This window comes from Kitasatospora sp. NPDC015121, from assembly GCF_055562955.1.
This window is the reverse complement of record NZ_JBVHEH010000020.1, coordinates 114,624-137,700: the sequence shown is the minus strand read 5'-3', so window position 1 is coordinate 137,700 and position 23,077 is coordinate 114,624. Positions and strand designations below refer to the sequence as shown.

The window sequence follows — 23,077 nt, the reverse complement described above, 5'->3', positions numbered from 1 at the left end:
GGGGCCGCTTCAGGCAGATTTCACGCGCGTTCACACGCCTGCCATGAAACGCGTGACACACATGCGCAATCAACGCGACGGGCGCCCGAATATCGCGCTGTCCGGAATCGCGCCGACGTCTTTTCAATATGTGGGAAAGGTGGATTCGATGACACACCCGGTCCGCACCGGAGAAGCACCGGACCCCGCCCTGGTCCGGTCTCTCGTGGCCGAGGCGCTGGGCGTCGGGATACCCGGTGACGGGTCCTTCGTCGCCCACGGCGGGGACTCGTTCCGCGCCGTGCTGGTGGTCGCCCGGATCGAGGAGCTCTGGGGGGTCGAGGTGGACTTCCTCGACGTCCTGGAGTCCACCCCGGACGAGCTGGCCGCGACGGTGGCGCGGGCCTGGGCCCCGTCCGCCGGGCCGGCCGCGCCGGGGGCCGTCGCGGGACCGTCGGCGCCGTGAACCCCTCACTCGCCGTCGGCCCCCGGCCGGGCGCTCCGGAGCAGGCCACCGCCGACCGGGCGTTCCTCGCCCGGGTCCGCCACGCACCCGCCGCACCCGCGCTGCGCCGCGCGGGGCGGCAGGACGTCGACTACGCCGCGCTGGCCCGGCGGGCCGGTGCGTTACGCGACCTGCTGACGCCGTGGGTCGGCCCGGGCGACCTGGTGCCGGTGCTGGCCCGCCCCGGTGCGGACTTCGCGGCGGCCGCGCTCGGCATCTGGCTGGCCGGCGGCGCGTACGCCGCCCTGGACCCGCGCTGGCCCGCCGCCCGGCTGGCGGAGGTGCTCACCGAGTTGGACGCCCCGCTGCTGCTGGACGCGACGGGTGCGGCGGGTGCGGCGGGTGCGACGGGATTGCCACGCGGTGGGAACCCGGAACTGGACACCGTGCTCGACCGGCTCCCCGGCGGGGTCCGCACCCTGCCGCCCGAGCCGCCCGAGCCGTCCGGGCCGACCGGGCGGGAGCCGGAGGCGCTGCCGCTGCCGCTGCCGCACCCCGGCACCGGCCCGGCGAGCCCCGCCTGCGTCTTCTTCACCTCCGGCTCCACCGGTCGGCCCAAGGGCGTCCTGGTGCCGCACCGCGCGTTCCTGCGGACCTTCCTGGACGCCGAGTACGCCTCCTTCGGCCCCCGGACGGTGATGCCGCTGCTGGCCGCGCCGTCCTGGGACGCGGGCGCGCTGGAGCTGTTCGGCCCGCTGCTGAACGGCGGCTGCTGCGTCGAGCCGGAGCAGCCGCTGCTCACCCCGCAGGCGCTGCGCCGCCTGGTCCGCGAGCAGGGGGTCACCACGCTCTGGCTGACCAGCTCGCTGCTCAACCTGATCGCGGACGAGGATCCGGCGGCCTTCGCCGGGCTGGACCAGCTGCTGACCGGCGGCGAGCGGGTCTCCCCGCCGCACCTGGGCCGGGTGCTGGCCGCCGTACCGGGGCTGCGGCTGAGCAACGGGTACGGGCCGGTGGAGTCGATGGTCTTCGTCTCGGCGCACGACGTCTCGCCGGACGACCTGGCCGCCCCGGACGGCGTGCCGATCGGCCGCGCCCTGCGGGACACCGTGCTGGCCGTCGTGGACACCGGGGACCGGCCGGTCGCCGTCGGCGAGACGGGCGAACTCCTGGTCGGCGGGAGCGGGTTGGCCCTCGGCTACCTGAACCGGCCGGAGGAGGACGCCCGCCGCTTCACCCGGCTCGCCCTGCCCGACGGCCGGGAGCTGCGCGCCTACCGCACCGGCGACCTGGTGCGGATGGACGCCGGGGGCCGCCTGGCGTACGTCGGCCGCGCGGACCGGCAGTTCAAGCTGCGCGGCTACCGGATCGAGCCCGGGGAGGTCGAGCGGGCGGTCGCGGCCGTGCCGGGGGTGCGCGAGGCGTTCCTGGTGCCGCTGCGCGACCCGGCGGGCACCGTCACCGGCACCGTCTGCGCCTACACCGGTGAGGCCGAACCCGCCCCGCCCGCCGAGTCGGTGGCCCGGCGGGCCGCCGAACTGCTGCCCGCGCACCTGCGCCCGGAGGAGTACCTGCCACTGGCATCCGCACCCCTGGGTGGCAACGGCAAGGCCGACCTGCGGGCGGTCGAGCGCCTGGTGCGCGCCGCCCGGCCGGTACCGGTCCCCGGCGTCGCCGTCGCAGCCGTCGCCCCGGACCGGACCGGAGCCGGGGGTACGGACGTGTTGGCGGAGGTGCGCGCGCTGCTCGGCCGTCCCGAACTCACCGCCGAGCAGGACCTGGTGGCGCTCGGCCTCAACTCGCTGCGACTGCTCCAGGTGGTGGCCCGGGTCGGCCGGCTCACCGGGGTCGAGCTGAGCGCCGCGGACATCTACCGGGAGGGCAGCGTCGGCGCGCTGGAGCGGCTGGCCGCCCGCACCCCGGCGCGGACCGCTTCCGGGCGGGGCCCGGCGGTGGCGACCGCGTCCCACGAACTCACCCCCGGCGAACGGCGGTTCTGGCTGGCGGAGCGGCTGGCGCCCGGGGCCCCCGGCCACGTCGCGCTCGGCCGGGTCGAGTTGACCGGCCCGGTCGATCCCGACCGGCTGGCCCGGGCGCTGGCCGAGGTCCGGTCCGCCCACCCGGCGTTGCGCGCCCGCTATCCGCTGCGCGACGGCCGGCCCGTCCGGGAGACCGCCGACGGCGCCGGGGCGGTGCCGCTGCTGGTCCGGCCGGCCTCCCCGGACGGCCCGCGCCTTCCGGACGAGCAGGAGCTGTCGGCCGAGGTGGCCGCCGCCGTGCACGACCTCGAACACGGTCCGCTGTTCGCCGCCGGGCTGCTGCTCGGCCCGGACCGGCGGCACCTGCTGCTGCTCGCGGTGCACCACAGCGGCTACGACGCCCGCTCCGAGGAGATTCTGCTCCGGGACCTGGCCGCGGCCTACGCGGGCCGACCGGTGCAGGCCGTCCCGCCGCCCGCTCCGGCCCCCGACCCGGATCCGGACGGCGTCCACCGTGCCTTCTGGGAAGCCGAGTTGGCGGATCTGCCACCGCTCGCGCTGCCCGCCGGGGGCGGGCTGCCGCTGCGCCGGCTGTGGACCTCCCCGGCGGTGTCCCTGCCGCTGGAACTGCCGGCGGGCACCGGGCTCCGGCTGCGCCGGGCCGCGTCGCGGGGGCGCAGTCCGGCGCTGGTGCCGCTGCTCACCGCCTGGTGGCGGGCGCTGTCCGCCCGGAGCGGGCAGGACGACCTGGCCGTCGGCACCGTGGTGGCCGGGCGGACCCCCGAGCAGGAGCACGCCGTCGGCTACTTCGCCAACGGCGTCCCGGTCCGGCTCTCCGGCGGGACGGGCCTCTCCGGGGCCGGGGCCGCGGCGGTGGTGCGGGAGCGGCTGCTGGCCGCGCTGGAGCACGCCGTCCTGCCCACGGACGCGCTGGCCGCGCTGGCGCCACGCCCCGCCGGCGGGCGGATGCCGCTCTACCAGAACCTGCTGGTGCTCCAGCGGGTCACCCCGCCGGCGGCCGCGGGAGAGCTGCGGTTCACGCCCCGGCCGTCCCCGCCGCTCGGCCCGCAGGCGGAGCTGTGCTGCGAACTGTGGGAGGACGGCGACCTGCTCTCCGGCTCCCTGATCGCCCCGGCCGGCCTGCTGCCCCATGACGAACTCGCCCTGCTGGCAGGTCTGTTCACCTCCGAACTGGCCTCCCTGATCGAGAAGGACCTGTGATGAGCGACACCCTCGCGCCCGCCGGGCTCCGCACGTCCGACGCCGCCGTCCCCGAACCGGCCCCGCTCTCCTGGACCCAGGAGCGGATCTGGTTCGAGGAGCAGCTCAGCCCCGGCGGCACCGGCTACCACATGCCGGTGGTGCACCGGGTGCGCGGCGTCCTCGACCCGGACGCGCTGCAGACCGCCCTGGACACGGTGGTGGCCCGGCACGGCGCGCTGCGCACGGTGTTCGAACCCGGCGACGGCGAGCCCCGCCAGCGGGTGCTGCCGGTCGGGGAGGCCCGGATCCGGCTCCGGGTCCGCGACCTGCGGGAGGCCGGTGGACCGGAGGAGGCCGACCGGGCGGTGCGGGAATTGGCGCTCGGCCGGTTCCCGCTGGAGCAGGGGCCGCCGGCCCGGGCCGAGCTGCTGCGCACCGGTCCGCAGGAGTGGCTGCTGGTCGTGGTGGTGCACCACCTGGTGTTCGACGGCTGGTCGTTCGGGGTGTTCTTCGCCGAGCTGTCCACCGCCTACCGGGCCGCCCTGGGCCGGATCGAGCCGCAACTCCCGCCGGTGCGCCAGCAGTTCGCCGACGCGGCCCGGGCCGAGCGCGGCGCTGGAGGCACCGGCTGGGCGGACACCGGAGACGGTGCGGAACACGGACTCGACCGGCGGGCGGCGGCCGACCTGGAGTGGTGGCGGGCGTACCTGGACGGTGTTCCGCGCACCCTGGAGCTGCCGGCCGACGCCGCCCGCACGCCGGGGCGGAAGCGGCCCGGCGGCCGGGCCGGGCTGCTGCTCCCGGCGGAACTGTCCCAGCAGGTGGACGCGTTGGGCCGGAGCCGGCGGGCCACCCGGCACAGCGTGCTGCTGGCGGCGTTCGGCCTGGTGCTGGCCCGGCAGACCGGGCGGGAGCGCCTGCTGGTGGGCAGCCCGGTCTCCACCCGCGGCGCGGCCCAGCACGGGCTGCTGGGCTGCTTCCTCACCACCCTGCCGCTGCGGGTCGACCTGACCGGCGCGGCCCACTTCGCCGAGCTGCTCGACCGGGTCCGCGACAGCACCCGGGGCGCCTTCGGCCACGCCCGGGTGCCGGTGCACCGGCTGGTCGCGGAGCGCGCCGACGGCGGCCCGGCCGAACCGGTGCCGGTGTTCTTCAACGTGCTGCCGCCGGTCGCCGCACCGGAGTTCCCCGGCTGCGCCGTGGAACAGCTGCCCTTCACCACCCTGGACAGCAAGTTCGAACTGACCCTCTACGTCTCCGAGCAGGACGGCCGGCTCCGGCTGGACGCCCTGTACGACGCCGGACTGTTCGGGCCGGAACGGATCGCCGACCTGCTCGACCAGCTGGCCGCCGTCCTGGCCGGAGCCGTCGCCGACCCCGAACTCCCGCTGTCCGCGGTCGACCCGGGCACCCCGCTGGCCCGGCAGCTGCACCCGGACACCTCGCTGCCGCTGCCCGCCCGCCACCCCGAACCGCTGGTGGACCGGATCACGGCCCACGCCCGGTCCGCCCCGGACCGGCCCGCGCTGATCGGCCCGGACCGGACCTGGTCCTACGCCGAGACGCACACGGCCGCGCTCCGGGTCGCGCACTGGCTGCGGCGGCACGGGGTCGCCCCCGGCGACACCGTGGCCGTGCACGCCGCCCGCACCCCGCTGCTCGTCCCGGCCCTGCTCGGCACGCTCGGCGCCGGCGCCGCGTTCGCCCTGCTGGACGCGGACCACCCGGCCGCCGAGACCGCCCTGCGGGCGGCCGAACTCGCGCCGCGCGCCTGGCTGTCGGCCGCCCCCGACACGCCCACCCCGGCCGCCGCCCGGGGCTCGGCCGTGCTGGACCTCGCCGCGTTCCTCACCGAAGCGAGCGGGACGGGTGCCGAGCCGCCCGCCGCCGACTGGCCGGTGCGCTCCGCCCCGGGCGACCCGGCGTACGTGTCGTTCACCTCCGGCACCACCGGCCGGCCGCGCCGGATCGTGGGCACGCACGGACCGCTGCTGCACTTCCTCGACTGGTACGCCGACACCTTCGAGGTGGGCCCCGGGGACCGCTTCTCGGTCCTGTCCGGCCTGGGCCACGACCCGCTGCTGCGCGACCTGCTGGCCCCGCTGTGGGCGGGCGCGGCGGCGGTCCTGCCGACGGCCGACGTCCGGGACTTCGACGCCCTGGCCGCGGAACTCGCCGACCGCGCCGTCACCGTCACCCACCTGACCCCGGGCCTCGGCGCCGCGCTGGCGGACGCCGCCGAACGGACCGGCGACCCCGGGACCGCCCGTCCCGCCTGGCCGGCCCTGCGGCTGGCCGGTTTCGGCGGGGCCGAACTGCCCTGGACGACCGTCCGACGCTGGGCACGACTCGCCCCCGCCGCCGACCTCCTCAACCTGTACGGCACCACGGAGACCCCCCAGGCGGTCTCCACCCACCTCGCCCGCCCGGGCGGCCGCCCCGCCCCCGCCGACCACGGCACCGTCCCGGTCGGCCCCGGCATCGAGGGCGTGCAGCTGCTGCTGCTCGCCGGCGACCGGCCGGCGGCGGTCGGGGAGGTGGCCGAGATCGTCGTCCGCACCCCGCACCTGGCCCGCTACGCCGCCAGCGGGGCGGCGGAGGGCCGGAAGGCCGACAGGACCGGCGGGAGCGAGGACGGCGAGGCCGGGGTGGTCCGGAGCGGGTTCGCCGCGAGTCCGTTCGGTGACGCCTGGCCGGTGTACCGGACCGGTGACCTGGGGCGGTTGCGGCCGGACGGGCTGGTGGAGTACCTGGGGCGGGCCGACCGGCAGGTGAAGGTCCGCGGCTTCCGGGTCGAACCGGCCGAGGTGGAGCGGGAGTTGCTGGCGCTGCCCGGTGTCCGGGCGGCGGCCGTGGTGGACCTCCCGGCGCCGGAGGGCGGGCGTCGCCTGGTGGCGCACGTCGTGCGCGAGGCGGGGCGTCCCGGGGTGGACGCGGGCGCGCTGCGCCGGGCGCTGGCGGCCCGGCTGCCGGAGTACAAGGTGCCGGTCGGGTACCTGTTCCCGTCCGCGCTGCCGCTGACCGCCAACGGCAAGCCGGACCGTGCCGCGCTGGCGGCCAGGGGTGCGGGTGAGGCCGCCGTGGCGGAGCACGTGGTGCCGGCGCCGGGGACCGAGGCCCGGTTGGCGGGGATCTGGGGCGAGGTGCTGCGGCGGGAGCGGATCGGCGCGAACGACGACTTCTTCGCGCTGGGCGGGCACTCGCTGCTGCTCGGCCAGGTCCGGGCCCGGATCGCCCGGGAGTTCGGGGTCGAGCCGACCCTGCGCGAGCTGTTCGCGCGCCCGACCGTCGCCGCGCTGGCCGCGCTGCTCGACGCCGCGGTTCCCGGGAGCTCCGGGTCCGGCATCCCCCTCCCGATCCCGCGCGGTGCCGGCCCGGCGCCGCTCTCCTGGACCCAGGAGCGGATCTGGCTGGAGCACCAGCTGCGTCCCGGGGACACCGCATACACCATGCCGTTGGTGCTGCGGATCACCGGTCCGCTCGAACCGTCCGCGCTGCAGCGGGCGGTGGACGCGGTGGTGGCCCGGCACGGGGCGCTGCGGACCGCCGTGCGGCTGGTGGACGGCGCCCCCGTGCAGGTGGTGGACGCGGAGGCGGCCGTCCGGGTGCGGGTGGCCGAACTGGCGGGTGCGGACGGGGAGTCGCTGCTCGCGGAGGCGATGCGGGAGAGCAAGCTGCCGTTCGACCTGGCCGCGCCGCCGCTGCTGCGGGTGGCGCTGCTGCGCGCCGGACCGGAGCGGGCGCTGCTGGTGCTGACCGCGCACCACCTGGTCTTCGACGGCTGGTCCTTCGGGGTGCTGGTGGACGACCTCGCCGCCGCCTACCGCCGTGCGCTGGCCGGGGACGACCCGGCCGGGGAGGGCCCGGTGCCCGGGGACGTGCCGTCCTTCGCGGACGTGGCCCGGTGGGAGCGGGCCGAGTTGGGCGGGGCGCGGTTGGCGGAGCTGCTGGAGTGGTGGGCCGGCTACCTGGGTGACACGCCGACCGTGCTGCACCTGCCGACCGACCGGCCCCGGCCGCCGGTGCAGGCGCACCGGGGCGGGCGGAGCCGGGTGCGGATCGGTCCGGGGACGGCGGCCCGGCTGCGGGCCCTCGGGACGGAGCACGGCGGCACGCTGTTCATGACCCTGCTGGCGGGCTTCGCGACGGTGCTGGCCCGGTACGCCGGGCAGGACCGGTTCCTGGTGGCGACCCCGGCGGCGAACCGGCCCCGGCCGGAGTTCGAGCGGGTGGTCGGCTGCTTCGTGAACACCGTGCCGGTGCGGCTGGACCTGAGCGGCGAGCCCGGTTTCGCCGACCTGCTCGGCCGGGTGCGGGAGAGCGCGCTGGGTGCGCTGGAGCACCAGGAGACGCCCTTCGGTCCGCTGGTCGGCGCGCACGCGCCCGAACGGGACCTCTCCCGGGGCCCGTTGACGCAGGTGCTGTTCGCCCTGCAGAACGTCCGCTTCGGGTCGTTCGAGGCACCGGGGGTCCGGGCCGAGTTGGTCGAGGCCACCGAGGCGAACAGCCAGTTCGACCTGGCGCTGCGGATGTGGGACACCGGGACGGAGATCCTGGGCTGGCTCGACTACGACGCCGACCTGTTCGACGAGGCCACCGCGCAGCGGCTGCTCGGCCACTTCTCCCGGGCCCTCACCGAGGCCGTCGCCGATCCGCGCCGCCCGGTGCGGCTGCTGGACCTGCTCGGCCCGCAGGAGCGCGAACTGCTGCTGCACCGCTGGAACGACACGGCGGTGCGCTGGCCCACCGGGGACGACGTCGCCCCGCACCGGCCCGCCGAGGACGACGCCGCCCCGCACCGGCCCGCCGGGCGCGACGCGGCGGACACGCTGACCGCGCTGCTGGAGGAGCAGGCCCGGCGCACCCCGGACGCGACCGCGCTGCGCTTCGCGGGCGGGTCCCTCGACTACGCGGAGCTGCACCGCCGGGCGAACCGCCTGGCGCGGCGGCTGCGCGCGTCGGGTGTCGGTCCGGACGGCGTGGTCGGCGTGCACCTGGAGCGCTCGGCCGAGCTGCTGGTGGCGCTGCTCGCGGTTCTCAAGGCGGGCGGCAGCTACCTGCCGCTCGACCCCGGCTACCCGCCCGCCCGGCTGGAGTTCATGCTGGCCGACTCCGGCGCCCGGGTGCTGCTGACCGGGACCCGGGAGGGCCTGGCCGAGCATGCCGGGGCCGCCGAGGTCCTGCTGCTCGGCGCGGACGCCGACCCGGCGGCGGGCCTGCCCGACGGCCCGCTGCCGCCGTCCGCCGGGCCCGACCACCTGGCGTACACCATCTACACCTCCGGTTCCACCGGCCGTCCCAAGGGCGTGCAGGTGCCCCACCGGGGCATCGTCAACCGGCTGCGCTGGATGCAGGAGGCGTACCGGCTGGACGCCGGGGACGTGGTGCTGCAGAAGACCCCGATCAGCTTCGACGTCTCGGTCTGGGAGCTGTTCTGGCCGCTGCTGTCCGGCGCCGCGCTGGTGCTGGCCCGGCCGGGCGGGCAGCGCGACCCCGGTTACCTGGCCGGGCTGATCCGCGCCGAGGGGGTGACGGTCTGCCACTTCGTGCCGCCGATGCTGGCCGGGTTCCTGGACGTCCCGGAGGCCGCGGCCTGCTCCTCGCTCCGGCTGGTGGTGTGCAGCGGCGAGGCCCTGCCCGCCGAACTCGCCCAGCGCTTCCACCGCGCGCTGCCGGGGGCCGGGTTGGAGAACCTGTATGGTCCGACCGAGGCCTCGGTGGACGTCACCCGCTGGTCCTCCAGTCCGTCCTGGAACCGCCCGTCGCTGCCGATCGGCACCCCGATCGCCAACACCCGGGCGTACGTGCTGGACCGCTTCCTGTCCCCCGTCCCGATCGGCGCTCCGGGTGAACTGCACCTCGGCGGAGTCCAGTTGGCCCGGGGCTACGGCGGCCGTCCGGGGCTGACCGCCGACCGCTTCGTCCCGGACCCGTTCGCGGCCGACGGCTCCCGGCTGTACCGCACCGGGGACCTGGCGCGGTGGCTGCCGAACGGCCTGATCGAGTACCTGGGCCGGACCGACCACCAGGTCAAGGTCCGCGGTTTCCGGATCGAACTCGGCGAGATCGAGGCCGCCTTGGCCGCCGTGCCGGGCGTCGGCCACGCGGTGGTGACGGTCCGCGAGGACCATCCGGGCGACCGCCGGATCACCGCGTACTTGGCCCCGGCGGGCACGGCGGCCCCGGCGGGCGCGGACGCCGCCCCGGAGGCGCTGCCGGACCGGGCCGGGTTGCGGGCCGCGCTGGCGCGGTCGCTGCCGGAGCACATGCTGCCGAGCGCGTTCGTGGTGCTGGAGCGGCTGCCGCTGTCGCCCAGCGGGAAGGTCGACCGGGCCGCGCTGCCGGCGCCCTCGCGGGAGGCCGGACCGGAGCAGCGCTACCGGGCGCCGGGAGCGGGGGCGGAGCGGGTGCTGGCCGAGCTCTGGCAGGAGGTGCTGGTGCTGGACCGGGTGGGGGCGGACGACGACTTCTTCGCTCTCGGCGGTGACTCCATGCACGCCGTCCGGATCACCGGTCTGGCCCGCGAGCGCGGCCTGCCGCTGGAGCTGGCCGACCTGTTCGCCCACCGGACGGTCGCCGACCTGGCCGCCCGGCTGGCCGCGCACCGGCCCGGTCCGGCCCCGGCCGCCGCCGGGGGGACGAGGCAGCCGGCCGACTTCGGCCTGCTCTCCCCCGCCGACCTGGCCCGCCTGCGCCGCCGCTGATCCCCGCCGTTCCACCGTTCCGCCGTTCCGCCGAACGTCCCCGTCCCGTCCGCCCTTTCTGCCGGAGAGAAGCCAGAAGTGTCCTCGATCGCCGACATCACCGACGCCTACCCGCTGAGCAGGCTGCAGGCCGGCATGCTCTTCCACAGCCTGCTGGAGCACGACACCCCGACGTACCACGACATCTCCACCGTCCGACTGCTCGGCGGCTTCGACGAGGAGGCGCTGCGGGCGGCGCTCGCCGGGGTGCTGGCCGGTGCCGACGTCCTGCGCAGCGCCGTCGACCTGGCCGGGTTCAGCGAGCCGGTGCAGTTGGTGCACGCGGCCGTGCCGACGCCGCTGACGGTGGAGGACCTGCGCGACCTGGAGCCGGCCGAGCAGCGCCGCCGCACCGAGGAGTGGGTGCGGGCGGAGAAGGCGCGGCCGTTCGACCTGGGCGCGCCGCCGCTGCTGCGGCTGCACGCGCAGCTGCTGGCCGAGCGCGAGTACCTGCTGCACCTGAGCTTCCACCACGCGGTGCTGGACGGGTGGAGCCTGTCACTGGTGACCGCCGACCTGCTGACGGGCTACGACGCCCGGTTGGCGGGCCGGGTGCCGGAGCCGGTCGCGCCGCCGGTGACCCGGTTCCGCGACTACCTGGCGCTGGAGCGGGAGGCGCTGGCGGATCCGGCGGCCCGGGCCTACTGGGCCGGGGAGCTGGCCGGCACCGAGCTGACCGGGCTGCCGCGGCTGGAGGATCCGGGGCGGGCGGCGGTGCGCACCTCGCGGCTGTACGAGGTGCCGCTGTCGGCGGGGCTCTCGGACGCGTTGCACCGGGTGGCGCGGGAGGCCCGGCTGCCGGTGAAGGCGGTGCTGTTCGCGGCGCACGCCCGGGTGCTGGCGCTGCTGTCCGGCCGGACCCGGGTGGTGACCGGGCGGGTGGGCAACGGCCGGCCGGAGACCGCGGACGGGGACCGGGTGGTCGGGCTCTTCCTCAACACGCTGCCGCTGGTGGTGGAGCTGGCGGGCGAGAGCTGGATCGGCGTGGCCCGGCGGATCCACCGGGCGGAGAGCGAGGCGCTGCCGTACCGCCGTTACCCGATGGCGCAGCTGCTGCAGGACCTGGACCGGCCGGAGCTGTTCGAGACGGTGGTGGACCACCGCAGTTTCCGCGGCTACGACCTGAAGCTGGAGCAGCTGACGGTCGCCGGTGGCGAGTTCTTCGAGCAGACGAACTTCCCGTTCACCGCGAACTTCTCCACCGACCCGGTCTCCGGGCGGATCGGGTTGCGGCTGAACTACGACCAGGCGAGGTTCGCGCCGGAGCGGATCGCCGAGTACGCGGGGTACTACGCGGGGGCGCTGGTGGCGCTGGCGGCGGACCCGCAGGCGCCCGCGCTGGCCGCTGACCTGCTGGCGCCGGAGCGGCGGGAGCGGTTGCGGACCGGGCCGCGCGACGGGGAGGTGTTCGCGGCGGATCCGGCGACGCTGCCGGAGCTGCTGGCCGCGCGCGGGCCGGGCGGTGCGGCGGCCCGGGCGGCGGCGGAGGCGCCGGGGCTGCGGTTCGGCGACGTGCTGCTGAGCCACCGGGAGCTGCACGAGCGTTCGAACCGGCTGGCGTGGCGGCTCAAGGAGGCGGGGGTGGGGCCGGACGTGCTGGTGGGCGTGCACCTGCCCCGTTCGGTGGAGCTGGTGGTGAGCCTGCTGGCGGTGCTGAAGGCGGGTGGCGCCTACGTGCCGCTGGATCCGGACTACCCGGCCGACCGGCTGGCCCACATGGTGGCCGACTCGGGACTGCGACTGCTGCTCACCGCGCCGGAGTTGGCGGGCACCCTGGGCACCGGCACGGCCGGGGGCCCCGAGGTGCTGACCGTCACGGCCGCGACCGCCGCCGACCGGCCCGGGCACCAGCCGCCGCCGTCGGCCGGCCCGGAGCACCTGGCGTACACCATCTACACCTCGGGTTCCACCGGCCGTCCGAAGGGCGTGCAGGTGCCGCACGGGGCGCTGCGCAACCTGCTGCTGTCCTTCGAGCGGGACCTGGAGGTGACGTCCGCCGACCGCTGGTTGGCGGTCACCTCGCTGTCCTTCGACATCGCGGCGCTGGAGGTGTACCTGCCGCTGCTGGCCGGGGCCGAGCTGGTGCTGGCGGCGGAGCGGGCGGTGGACGGGCCCGCGCTGCTGGCCCGGTTGCGGGCCAGCGCGCCGACCATCGTCCAGGCCACGCCGTCGAGTTGGCGGCTGCTGCTGGAGGCGGGCCTGGAGTCGGACCCGTGGCTGCGGGTGGTGTCGGGCGGTGAGGCGCTGCCGCCGGAGACCGCGGCGGCGCTGACCGCCCGGTTCGCCCGGGTGTGGAACGCGTACGGGCCGACCGAGACGACGATCTGGTCGAGCCTGCGCGAGCTGCGGCCCGGCGACCCGGTGACGTTGGGCACGCCGGTGGCCCGGACCAGGCTGCACGTGCTGGACGCGCTGCTGGCGCCGGTGCCGGACGGGGTGCCGGGCGAGCTGCACGTCGCGGGCGACGGGCTGGCCCGCGGCTACCTGGGGCGTCCGGGGCTGACCGCGGACCGGTTCGTGCCGGACCCGTTCGCGGCCGACGGCTCCCGGCTGTACCGCACGGGCGACGTGGTGCGGCGGCTCCCCGACGGGGAGCTGGAGTTCCTGGGCCGGACCGACCACCAGGTGAAGGTGCGCGGCTACCGGATCGAACTGGGCGAGATCGAGGCGGTGCTGGCCACCCATCCGGGCGTGGGCCGGGTGGTGCTGGCCGCGCGGCACGACCAGCCGGGCGAGACCCGCCTGGTGGCGTACCTGACCACGGGCGGAGGGTCCGCGCCCACCCCGGCGGAGCTGGCCGAGCTGGCGGCCGCCGCGCTGCCCGCGTACATGGTGCCGAGCGCGTTCGTGCTGCTGGACGCGTTCCCGCTGACGCCGAACGGCAAGGTCGACCGGGCGGCGCTGCCCGCGCCGGAGCGCGACGACTCGGCGGCGGCCGCGTTCGTGGCGCCGCGCACCGACACCGAGCGGGCGGTGGCCGAACTGTGGGCGGACGTGCTGGGCGTGGAGCGGGTCGGTGCCGCCGACTCGTTCCTGGCGCTGGGCGGCGACTCGATCTCGGCGCTGCGGGTCGTGATGCGGCTGGGCGAGTTCACCGACGCCGAGGTGCCGGTGGCGGCGCTGTTCGAGAACGGCACGGTGGCGAAGCTCGCCGCACTGATCGACGCCGCCGCCGAGCCCGGCGCGGCCGCGCCGGCGACCGGCTCGGGCGTGCTGGTGCCGCTGCGCTCCACCGGCGGCAAGCCGCCGCTGTTCTTCGTGCACCCGCTGGGCGGCAGCGTCTTCTGCTACACGGACCTGGTGGGCGTGCTGGACGAGGACCGGCCGTTCTACGCGGTGCAGGCCCCCGAGTACGCGGGCCCGGAGGTGCCCCGGCCGGAGACGGTCGAGGAGATCGCCGCGTTCTACCTCTCCGAGCTGCGCGCCGTGCAGCCGCAGGGCCCCTACCACCTGGGCGGCTGGTGCATGGGCGGCATGGTCTCGTACGAGATGGCCCGCCAGCTGCGGGCCGGCGGCGAGGAGGTGGCCTCGCTGACCATCGTCAGCGCGAGCATCGACGACCCGGTGCCGCCGCGCTACGCGGTCTCCGAGGCGGCCGCGATCATCGGCGCGTTCGGCCACCGGCTGCCGGTCACCGAGGAGGAGCTGGCGGCACTGGACGAGGAGCAGCGGATCCGCCGGGTGCTGGAGCTGACCCGGGGCACCGAGGACGAGCGCGCGGACGCCGCCAACGCCGAGGACCTGCGCCGGCTGGTGCGGCTCTACCAGCGGCACGCCCGCGCGCTGCTCGCCTACCGGGACGCGCCGCGCGATCCGCTGCCCGGCGACGTGCTGCTGGTGCGCGCCGAGACCGAGCTGTTCACCGGCTGGGACTTCGGCTGGACCGGGCGGATCGACGGCCGGCTGCTGATCGACGAGTCCCCCGGCACGCACTTCTCGATGCTGGAGCCGCCGAACGTCGGGCAGGTCGCCGCCCGCGTCGAGGCTTCGCTGGCCGGCCGCCCGCAGGGCGTGCCCGCCCCCCGCTGACCCCCTGTCGACAACCACCCCTCCGAACGATCCGGGAGCCGCCCATGTCCAGCGCCACCACCGACCCGCAGGCCGACGTCCGGCCGCCGAAACGCCCGAACCTGTGGCGGAACGCCGACTTCGTCAAGCTGTGGACGGGGCAGACGGCGTCGCTGTTCGCCGCGCAGATCAGCACCATCGCACTGCCGCTGACCGCGGTGCTGGCGCTGTCCGCGTCGTCCCGGGAGGTGGGCCTGCTCAGTTCGGTGATCAACCTGCCGTACCTGCTGGTCTCGCTGTTCGCCGGCGTGCTGGTGGACCGGGTGCGGCGCCGTTCGCTGATGATCGGTGCCGACCTGGGCCGGGCCGCGGTGCTGGCCGTGGTGCCGGTGCTGTACTGGCTGCACGCGCTGGGCATCGGCTGGCTGTACCTGCTCGGTTTCACGGCGGGCTGCTTCACCGTGCTGTTCGACGTGGCCGGGCAGGCGTACCTGCCCCGGCTGGTGGACCGGGAGGACCTGGGCGCGGGCAACTCGCTGCTGGGGGCCAGCCAGTCGGCGGCGACCATCGGCGGCCCGGCGCTGGGCGGTGTGCTGATCCAGTGGCTGACGGCGCCGGTCGCGGTGGTCGCCGCGTCCGTCTCGTACCTGCTGTCGGTGCTGAACATCGTGCTGATCCGGCACCGGGAGGACGCGCCCGAGCAGGCCGATTCACCGGGCTGGCGCGGCACGCTGCGGCAGGTCAGGGACGGCCTGCGGGTGGTGTTCGGGCACGAGCCGCTGCGGGCGATGAGCCTGATGGCCTCGCTGTTCAACCTCTCCTACGCGGCGTTCGAGGTGGCCTACCTGCAGTACCTGCCGCGCACGCTGGGCCTGTCGGCGTTCTCGATCGGCCTGGTGCTGGCGGGCCTCGGGCCCGGGTTCATGCTGGGCGCGCTGTTCGCCGGCCGGCTGCCGAAGCGGTTCGGCTACGGGCCGACGCTGGTGCTGACCGGGCTGATCGCCAACCTGGTGACGCCGTTCATCGCGCTGGTGCACGGCAACGGCGTGTTCGCGGTGGTCGTGCTGACGCTGATCAACTTCCTGTTCGCCGCGTTCGGCACCGCCAACAACATCAACATCCTGACGATCCGCCAGGTGATCACTCCGGACCGCTTGCAGGGCCGGGTCGCCGCCACCAACCGCTTCCTGGCCATGGGCATCGCCCCGGTCGGCGCGCTGGTCGGCGGTGCGCTGGGCGCGGCGCTCGGCCTGCGCACCACGATCGTGGTGACCACGCTGGGCCTGTGCTCGGCGCTGGTGCCGCTGGTGTTCTCCTCGCTGGCCCGGCTGCGGCAGGAGCTGCCGCAGCCGCTGGCCGACGAGGACGCCCCCGCGGCCGCCTGACCCCAGCTCCCGGACCACCCCCCTTCCCCGCGCGCCGGGCCCCGTCGGCCCGGCGCGCCCTCCGAAAGGCCAGTTCATGACCGAGCAGCAGCACCCCGTACCGGCCGACGGGCCGGTGCACACCGTCGTGCGCAACGCGCAGCAGCAGTACTCCGTCTGGCCGGTCGCGGTACCGGTGCCGGGCGGCTGGCAGGAGACCGGGTTCCGGGGCAGCCGGGCCGCGTGCCTGGAGCACGTGGAGACGGTCTGGACCGACCTGCGCCCGCTCGGCGTGCGCTGAGGAGCGGGCCGTGGACTTCTCCCTCTTCTACTTCGCCGACGGCGCGGGCGACCCCGCCGACCGGTACGGACTGCTGCTGGAGGGCGCCAGGTTCGCCGACGCGCACGGCTTCAGCGCCGTCTGGACGCCCGAGCGGCACTTCCACGAGTTCGGCGCCCCGTACCCGAACCCGGCGGTCACCGGCGCGGCGGTCGCGGCCGTCACCAGCCGGGTCGGCGTCCGGGCGGGCAGCGTGGTCGTCCCGCTGCACCACCCGCTGCGGATCGCCGAGGAGTGGGCGGTGGTGGACAACCTCTCGCACGGCCGGGCCGGGCTCTCGCTCGCCTCCGGTTGGAACGCGGTCGACTTCGCCCTGCGCCCCGAGGGCTACCCGGGCCGCAAGGACGCGGTGCTGGACGCGGTGGAGCGGCTGCGCGCGCTGTGGCGCGGCGAGCCGCTGGAGGTCACCGACGGCAACGGCCGGCCGGCCTCGGTGCGGGCGCTGCCGCCCCCGGTGCAGGCCGAGCTGCCGCTCTGGGTGACCAGCGCGGGCAGCCCGCAGACCTTCGAAGCGGCCGGAGCGGCCGGCGTCGGCGTGCTGACCCACCTGCTGGGGCAGGACTTCGACGCGCTGACGGCCAACGTGGCCCGCTACCGCAAGGCACTGGCCGCCCGCCCGGGGCACGACGGCCGGCCGGGCCACGTCGCGCTGATGGTCCACACCCACCTGGGCGAGGACCCGGAGCAGGTCCGGGAGCGGGTGCGCGAGCCGTTCACCGCCTACCTGGCCAGCTCGTTCGAGCTGATCTCGCGCAACGCGGCCGGGAGGCTCGCCGACTTCGACCCGGCCAAGCTCCGCCCGCAGGACGTCGACTTCCTGGTCCGCCGCTCCTTCGACACCTACTACCGGGCCAACGGCCTGTTCGGCACGGTCGAGCAGGCCGCCGCCGTGGTGGCCCGCGCCGAGGCGGCCGGGGTGGACGAGCTGGCCTGCCTGATCGACTTCGGCATCCCGGACGCGCAGGTGCTGGACGGACTGCACCACCTCGACCGGCTGCGCGCCCTGACCCAGGCCCCTTCCCGAACGGAGAACCCCACGTGACCACCGAGCCGTCGCGCGGCGGGGTGCTGCGCATCCTGCGCGACGCCGACTACGACCAGCTCGACCCGCAGCGCACCACCACGCTCCAGGGGATCGCGCTGGGCCAGCTGCTGTTCCGCACCCTCACCGCGTTCGCCGAGGACGGCGCGGGCGGCCTGCGGCTGGTCGGCGACCTGGCCGACGACACCGGCCGCGACGTCCACGGGGACGGCCGGGTCTGGGAGTTCACGCTCCGGCCCGGGCTGCGCTTCGAGGACGGCAACCCGGTGACCGCCGCCGACGTGGTGCACGGCGTGGCCCGCTCGTTCGCGCCCGAGATCGCCGACGGCCCCACCCACCTGCAGTCCTGGCTGCGCGAGAACGGCGACTACGCGGGCCCCTACGCCGAACCGGACGCCGAGGTGCCGGGGCTGCGCGCCCTGGACGACCGCCGGCTGCGCTTCAGCTTCCCCCGTCCGCGCCCCGAACTCCCGTACGCCGCCTCGCTCGGCACCACCGCACCCGTCCCCCGCGCGCTGGACACCGGCGCCGACTACGGGCGGCGCCCGCTGGCCAGCGGGCCGTACCGGATCGCCGAGCACCGGCCGGGCGAGCGCCTGACGCTGGTCCGCAATCCGCACTGGGAGCCGGGCGGCGACCCGCTGCGCACCGACCACCCGGAGCGGATCGAGATCGAGCTGGACGTCGAGTCCGGGCCGCAGAACGAGCGGGTGCGGCGCGACGAGGGCCCGGACGCGTACGCGGTCGCCGAGAACACCGCCCCGCAGGCGCTGGCCGACGAGCTGAGCGCCGACCCGGCGCTGGCGCACCGGCTGCGCCGCGACCCGACCCCGCTGGTCTGGTACCTGGCGGTGAACGCCGAGCGGCTGACCGACCCCCGGCTGCGGCAGGCGGTGGCCCGGGCGGTGGACCGCGCCGCCGTCCGGGACGGCATGGTCGGCACCGGCCAGGGCCGGCTGCTGCACACCCTGCTGCCGCCCGAGGTGATCGGCCACCGCGACTACCCCGACCCGCACCCGTACGACCCGGAGTCGGCCGCCGCGCTGGTCCGCGCGGCGGTCGGGCCGGACGGCGAGCCGCCCCGGCTGCGGCTGCTCTCCCGGGAGGGCGCGTACTTCGCCGCGCCCGCCCGGCTGATCGCGGCCGACCTGGAGCGGGTCGGCCTGCCGGTGGAGGTCGTCGAGGTCGACCGGCCCGCGCACAACGCGCTGATCAAGACCCGCGGCCACGGCCACGACCTGGCCCTGATGTGCATGGCCGGGGACTGGCCGGGCGCCTCCACCCTGCTCGGCATGTTCGACGGCCGGAGCATCCGCCCGCACGGCAACGACAACTTCGTCTACCTGGCCGACCCGGAGGTCGACGCGACGCTGGACCGGCTGGCCGGACTGCCCGCCGAGAAGGCCGCCGAGGGCTGGGGCGAGCTGGACGAGCTGCTGCTGCGCGAGCACGCCCCGCTGGTGCCGCTGTTCCGCTACATGCACGTGGCGCTCAGCGGTTCCGGGGTCCGCGGCGTGTTCACCTCGGCGTACCTCGGCACCCCGGTCTACTACCGCGCCCACCTGGAGGAGCGGCCGTGACGACCCCCGTCTCCCTGTTCGCCCGGTTCGAGCGTTCGGCCCGGGCCGCGCCCGGGCACCCCGCGCTGGAGGTCGGCGCCGAACGCCACTCGTACGGCGAGCTGCTGGCCGGATCGGGCCGACTGGCCCGGGCGCTGACCTCGGCGGCCGGCGGGCGGCCCCCGGCGCGGGTCGGCGTGCTGGCCAACCGCAGCCCGGCCGCGTACCTCGGCTACCTGGCGGCGGCCCGGCTGGGCGCGACCGTGCTGCCGCTCTCGCCGTCCGCCGTGCCCGCCCGGCAGGCGGCGGTGCTGGCGCTGGCCCGCCCGGACGTGCTGGTGGTCGACACCCGGGCGGTCGCACCGCCGCCGGGCACCGCACCGCCGGTGGTGGCACTGGACGAGCTGCCCGCACCCACCGGCCCGGACGACGGCGCGGACGAGCCGTCCCCGGGCGCCGTCTGGCGGCCGGAGCGGATCGCGTACACCGTCTTCACCTCCGGCTCGACCGGCACGCCCAAGGGGGTGCCGGTCACCGAGGCCAACGCGGCGGCATTGCTGGCGCACGCGCTGGGGCGGTACGGGTACGGGCCGGACAGCCGGGTCTCGCAGTCCTTCGACCTGACCTTCGACCCGGCGCTGTGGGACCTGTTCACCACCTGGTCCGGCGGCGGCACCCTGGTGGTGCCGGTGCGCGGCGAGCTGGTCCGCCCGGCCCGGTTCGCCGCCGCCCGGCGGATCACCCACTGGTTCTCGGTGCCGTCCGTGATCACCTACGCGGCCCGGCTGCACGACCTGGCCCCCGGCTCGCTCCCCGACCTGCGCTGGAGCCTGTTCGGCGGCGAGCCGCTGACCGTCGAGCAGGCCCGCGCCTGGCAGCGGGCCGCGCCCGGCAGCGTGATCGAGAACCTGTACGGGCCGACCGAGGCGACCGTCTCGGCCACCCAGTACCGGCTGCCCCCCGACCCGGCCGACTGGCCGGCCGCCGGGAACGGCACGGTGCCGATCGGCACCGTCTACCCCGGCCTGGAGCACCTGGTGGTGGACGAGGACGGGCGGCCCGCCGACCGCGGCGAGCTGCTGCTGCGCGGCGCGCAGCGCTTCCCCGGCTACCTCGACCCGGCCGACAACCCGGGCCGGTTCGCCGACTTCGACGGCGTCCGGGCCACCGTCCGCACGCTCTCCTCGCCGCCGCCCGCCACCAGCTACTACCGCACCGGCGACCGGGTCGCCCGCACCCCGGACGGCCTGCTGCACCTGGGCCGCACCGACCAGCAGGTGAAGATCCGCGGCCACCGGATCGAACTCGCCGAGGTGGAGGCCGCGCTGCGGGCCCGGCCGGGCGTGGCGGAGGCGGTGGTGCTGGCCGTCCCCGACGCGCACGGCGAGACGTCCCTGCACGCGCTGCACACCGGCGTCCCGCTGGACCCCGTCGAGCTGCGCGCCGCGCTCGCCCGCACCCTGCCGCCCGCGATGGTCCCGGGGGCGATCACCCACCTGGAGGAGCTGCCGCTGAACGCCAACGGCAAGACCGACCGCCGCGCGCTGGCCGCCCTCGTCCAGCGGCCCCAGGCCGGGGCGGCCGGACCGGACCCGGCGGGGGCGGCCGGACCGAGCCGGGCGGAGGTGGCCGGATGAGCGGCCCGCCGGTGGTGCTGGTCGGCGCCGCGCCGATGGCCGAGGGGTACCTGCTGGCCGCCCGCGACCTGGGTCTGACGGTGGGCCTGGTCGAGACGCCCGACCGGGCCGAGCGGCTCCGGCGCCGGTACGGGGCGCTGCTGGCCGACGTGGAGACCGTCGACCCGGCGGTGGCCGGCCGCGACGACGGCTGGATGAAGCCGACCGCCGCGCTGGCCGGGCGCCTCGACGCGCGGGCGGTGCTGGCCTCCTCGGAGATCCACGTGCTGGCCGCCGCCCTGGTCCAGGAGCAGCGCCGCCTCCCCGGTCCCGGCCTGGACGCGGCGGCGGTCTCCCGTGACAAGTCGCAGCAGCGCCACCGCTTCGCCGCCGCCGGGGTCGGCCAGCCCGCGCACCGCAAGGCGCCCCGGCTCGGGCAGGCCGCGGACTGGGCGCTGCCCCGGCTGCCGGTGGTGGTCAAGCCGTTCAACCGGGCGGGCAGCGACGGCGTCGAGCTGGTCGCGGACCCGGTCGGCTGGGCCGACGCGGTGCGCCGCCGGGACGGCGAGGGGCCGCTGCTGGTGGAGGAGTACGTCGAGGGACAGGAGTTCTCCTGGGAGGGGCTGGTCCAGGACGGGCGGGTGCGCTTCGGCAGCCTGACCTTCAAGGTCACCACCGGGGCGCCGCACTTCGTCGAACTGGCCCACCTCTGCGCCCACCAGCGGGTCGACCCGGAGCTGGGCCGGCTCGCGGACCGGCTGGGCCAGGCCGTCGCGGACGCGCTGCGGATGCGCACCGGCGTGATGTTCGTCGAGTTCCGGCTCCGCCCGGACGGCACCCCGGCGGTGATGGAGACGGCGGTCCGCGCCCCGGGCGACCACTGCGTGGACGCGGTCGGGCTGGCCCACGGCTTCGACCTGTTCGCGGAGGTCTGGCGGCTGGCCCTCGGCCGGGACCCGGAGCACGCCCTCGCCGCCGCCGGCCGGCCCGGGCCGTGGACCGGCAGCGCCTACGTCGTCGCCGACCGCCCGGGCGTGCTGCGCTCGCTGCGCGCCCCGGAGTGGTCCGGGCTGCCGGGCGTGGTCCGGCACGGCCTGGACGCCGTCCCCGGGTCACCGGTGCGTCCGCCCCGGTCGTCCGCCGACCGGCTCGGCTGGGCCCTGCTCGCCCACCCGGACCGGGCCGCCCGGGACGGACTGGCCGCCCTGGTCCGCACCGTCCGCCCGCTGCTGGCCGACGACGCCTGAGCCCGGGGCACCCGGCCCCGGCCCCGGACGGCCGGGGCCGGGGCCGTCGCCGGTGGGCCGCGTCCGGCCGCCGGCGGTACCGTCGGGGGCATGACCGGTGTTCCGTCCGACCGGCGCTGGTCCCCCGCGATGCCGGAGGCCTACGAGCGCCACCTCGTCCCGGTGCTGTTCCGCCCCTTCGCCGCGGACCTGGCCGCCCGCGCCGCCGCCCTGTCCCCCCGTACGGTGCTCGAACTCGCCGCCGGGACGGGCGCGTTGACGTCCTGTCTGCTGGCCGGGCTGCCCGCCGCCGAGGTGGTGGCGACCGACCTCAACGAGGCGATGGCCGACTTCGGCCGCACCCGGGCGCCCGGGGCGGCCTGGCGGCAGGCGGACGCCCAGCGGCTGCCGTTCCCGGACGGCTCGTTCGACCTGGTGGCGTGCCAGTTCGGGGTGATGTTCTTCCCCGACCGGCCGGCCGCGTTCGCCGAGGTCCGGCGGGTGCTGGCGCCGGGCGGACGGTTCCTGTTCAACACCTGGGGGCCGGTCGGGACGCACGGCTTCGGCGCCGCCGTCCAGGCCGGGCTGGAGCGGGCCTTCCCGACCGACCCGCCGCGCTTCCTGCCCGACCTCCCGCACGGCTACCACGACCCGGCCGCGGTCACCGCCGACCTGGCCGGCGGCGGCCTGGAGACCGAGTGGCGGCACACCCTCACCCTGGAGGGCACCGCCGGGTCGGCGGCCTCGGTCGCCACCGGCTTCCTCGCCGGCACCCCGCTGCGGGCCGCCGTCGAGGCGCGCGGCGGCGACCCCGACGACCCCGCGCTGCACGCCGCCCTGACCGGCGAACTGACCGCCCGCCTGGGGGCGGACCCGGTCACCGCGCCGATGACCGCGCTGCTGTTCCGCGCCCGCCCGGCCTGACGGCCGTCACCGGAAGCTGTCCGCCCAGTCGTGCCGGCGGCGGTAGGCGCGGAGGTGACCGGCCTGCTTCGCCCCGCTGGGAACGACGTCCCCGTGGTACGGGTACGCCTCCGTCACCGCCGCCAGCACGAACTCCAGGAAACCGCCCTCGAACAGGTCCCACTCCTGCATCGAGTCGAACTTGGCGGCGACCGGCCACCGATCGGGGTCCGGACCCCGCATCAGCCAGAAGAAGTGGTCGGAGCTGTGGTTGTTGCCCCACTTCAGCAACCCGCCCTCGGCCGGGAACAGCGGGTACGGGCACTCCTCGTAGTCCCCCTCCGCGTAGGCCTGGGCCAGCATGCCGCAGTACCCGTGGGGATCCGTCGTGTCGTGCAGGAACCCCTGGAAGCCGAGCGGCTGCCCGACCTGGGGGCCGGGCACCGCCGACGGCGCGAAGACGTGCAGCTCGTCCCTGATGCTCACCGACCCGTAGCGGTCGACGAACGCGCGGTAGTCCGAGGGCAGTTGGAAGCCCATCGCCTCGGGGGCGAGCTCCCACGGCACCGGGGTCACGCCGCCCTCGGGCGGCGGCCCGATCACCGTGCCGAGCCGCTCCAGCATCTCCTCGATCTGCACGTCCACTCCCGTCGGTCACCGGTTCCCACCG

The 23,077-nt window shown here is 76.7% G+C and carries 12 protein-coding genes; 11 read left to right on the top strand and 1 reads right to left on the bottom strand.

The window, feature by feature from the left end:
• Nucleotides 1-148: 148 nt before the first annotated feature.
• The 11 genes from ACZ3J7_RS28065 to ACZ3J7_RS28015 all read left to right on the top strand — a co-directional run bounded on the left by ACZ3J7_RS28065 (nucleotide 149) and on the right by ACZ3J7_RS28015 (nucleotide 22,428).
• Nucleotides 149-445, top strand: a complete 297-nt coding sequence (locus ACZ3J7_RS28065) for an acyl carrier protein (protein WP_465625755.1) — start codon at nucleotides 149-151, stop codon at nucleotides 443-445.
• Nucleotides 442-3,624 carry an amino acid adenylation domain-containing protein gene (locus ACZ3J7_RS28060; RefSeq protein ID WP_465625753.1) on the top strand — a complete coding sequence of 1,061 codons (3,183 nt, stop codon included), beginning with the start codon at nucleotides 442-444 and terminating at the stop codon, nucleotides 3,622-3,624. The genes ACZ3J7_RS28065 and ACZ3J7_RS28060 overlap by 4 nt, the downstream gene beginning before the upstream one ends.
• Nucleotides 3,624-10,310, top strand: a complete 6,687-nt coding sequence (locus ACZ3J7_RS28055) for an amino acid adenylation domain-containing protein (protein ID WP_465625751.1) — start codon at nucleotides 3,624-3,626, stop codon at nucleotides 10,308-10,310. The genes ACZ3J7_RS28060 and ACZ3J7_RS28055 overlap by 1 nt, the downstream gene beginning before the upstream one ends.
• A gap of 78 nt (nucleotides 10,311-10,388) precedes the next feature.
• Entirely contained in the window at nucleotides 10,389-14,378 is a 3,990-nt protein-coding gene (locus ACZ3J7_RS28050) for a non-ribosomal peptide synthetase (RefSeq protein WP_465625749.1), read from the top strand.
• A gap of 44 nt (nucleotides 14,379-14,422) precedes the next feature.
• The gene (locus ACZ3J7_RS28045) at nucleotides 14,423-15,742 is read left to right on the top strand and encodes an MFS transporter (protein WP_465625747.1); all 1,320 of its coding nucleotides are present in this window, start codon (nucleotides 14,423-14,425) and stop codon (nucleotides 15,740-15,742) included.
• A 76-nt stretch (nucleotides 15,743-15,818) separates the two neighbouring features.
• Nucleotides 15,819-16,022, top strand: coding sequence for an MbtH family protein (locus tag ACZ3J7_RS28040; RefSeq protein ID WP_465625744.1), 204 nt, complete (start codon nucleotides 15,819-15,821; stop codon nucleotides 16,020-16,022).
• A 10-nt stretch (nucleotides 16,023-16,032) separates the two neighbouring features.
• Nucleotides 16,033-17,103, top strand: coding sequence for a MupA/Atu3671 family FMN-dependent luciferase-like monooxygenase (locus ACZ3J7_RS28035; protein ID WP_465625742.1), 1,071 nt, complete (start codon nucleotides 16,033-16,035; stop codon nucleotides 17,101-17,103).
• Entirely contained in the window at nucleotides 17,100-18,683 is a 1,584-nt protein-coding gene (locus ACZ3J7_RS28030) for an ABC transporter substrate-binding protein (protein WP_465625740.1), read from the top strand. The genes ACZ3J7_RS28035 and ACZ3J7_RS28030 overlap by 4 nt, the downstream gene beginning before the upstream one ends.
• The gene (locus ACZ3J7_RS28025) at nucleotides 18,680-20,299 is read left to right on the top strand and encodes an amino acid adenylation domain-containing protein (protein ID WP_465625738.1); all 1,620 of its coding nucleotides are present in this window, start codon (nucleotides 18,680-18,682) and stop codon (nucleotides 20,297-20,299) included. The genes ACZ3J7_RS28030 and ACZ3J7_RS28025 overlap by 4 nt, the downstream gene beginning before the upstream one ends.
• Entirely contained in the window at nucleotides 20,296-21,525 is a 1,230-nt protein-coding gene (locus ACZ3J7_RS28020; protein ID WP_465625736.1) for an ATP-grasp domain-containing protein, read from the top strand. Before ACZ3J7_RS28025 ends, ACZ3J7_RS28020 begins: the two co-directional genes overlap by 4 nt.
• Before the next feature lie 90 nt (nucleotides 21,526-21,615).
• On the top strand, nucleotides 21,616-22,428 hold the full coding sequence (locus ACZ3J7_RS28015) for a class I SAM-dependent methyltransferase (protein ID WP_465625734.1): 813 nt from the start codon (nucleotides 21,616-21,618) through the stop codon (nucleotides 22,426-22,428).
• Between the two features lie 6 nt (nucleotides 22,429-22,434).
• Here ACZ3J7_RS28015 and ACZ3J7_RS28010 read toward each other — a convergent pair whose 3' ends face one another.
• A complete protein-coding gene (locus tag ACZ3J7_RS28010; RefSeq protein ID WP_465625732.1) occupies nucleotides 22,435-23,046 on the bottom strand; it encodes an SMI1/KNR4 family protein in 612 nt (203 codons plus the stop codon).
• Nucleotides 23,047-23,077: the final 31 nt, after the last annotated feature.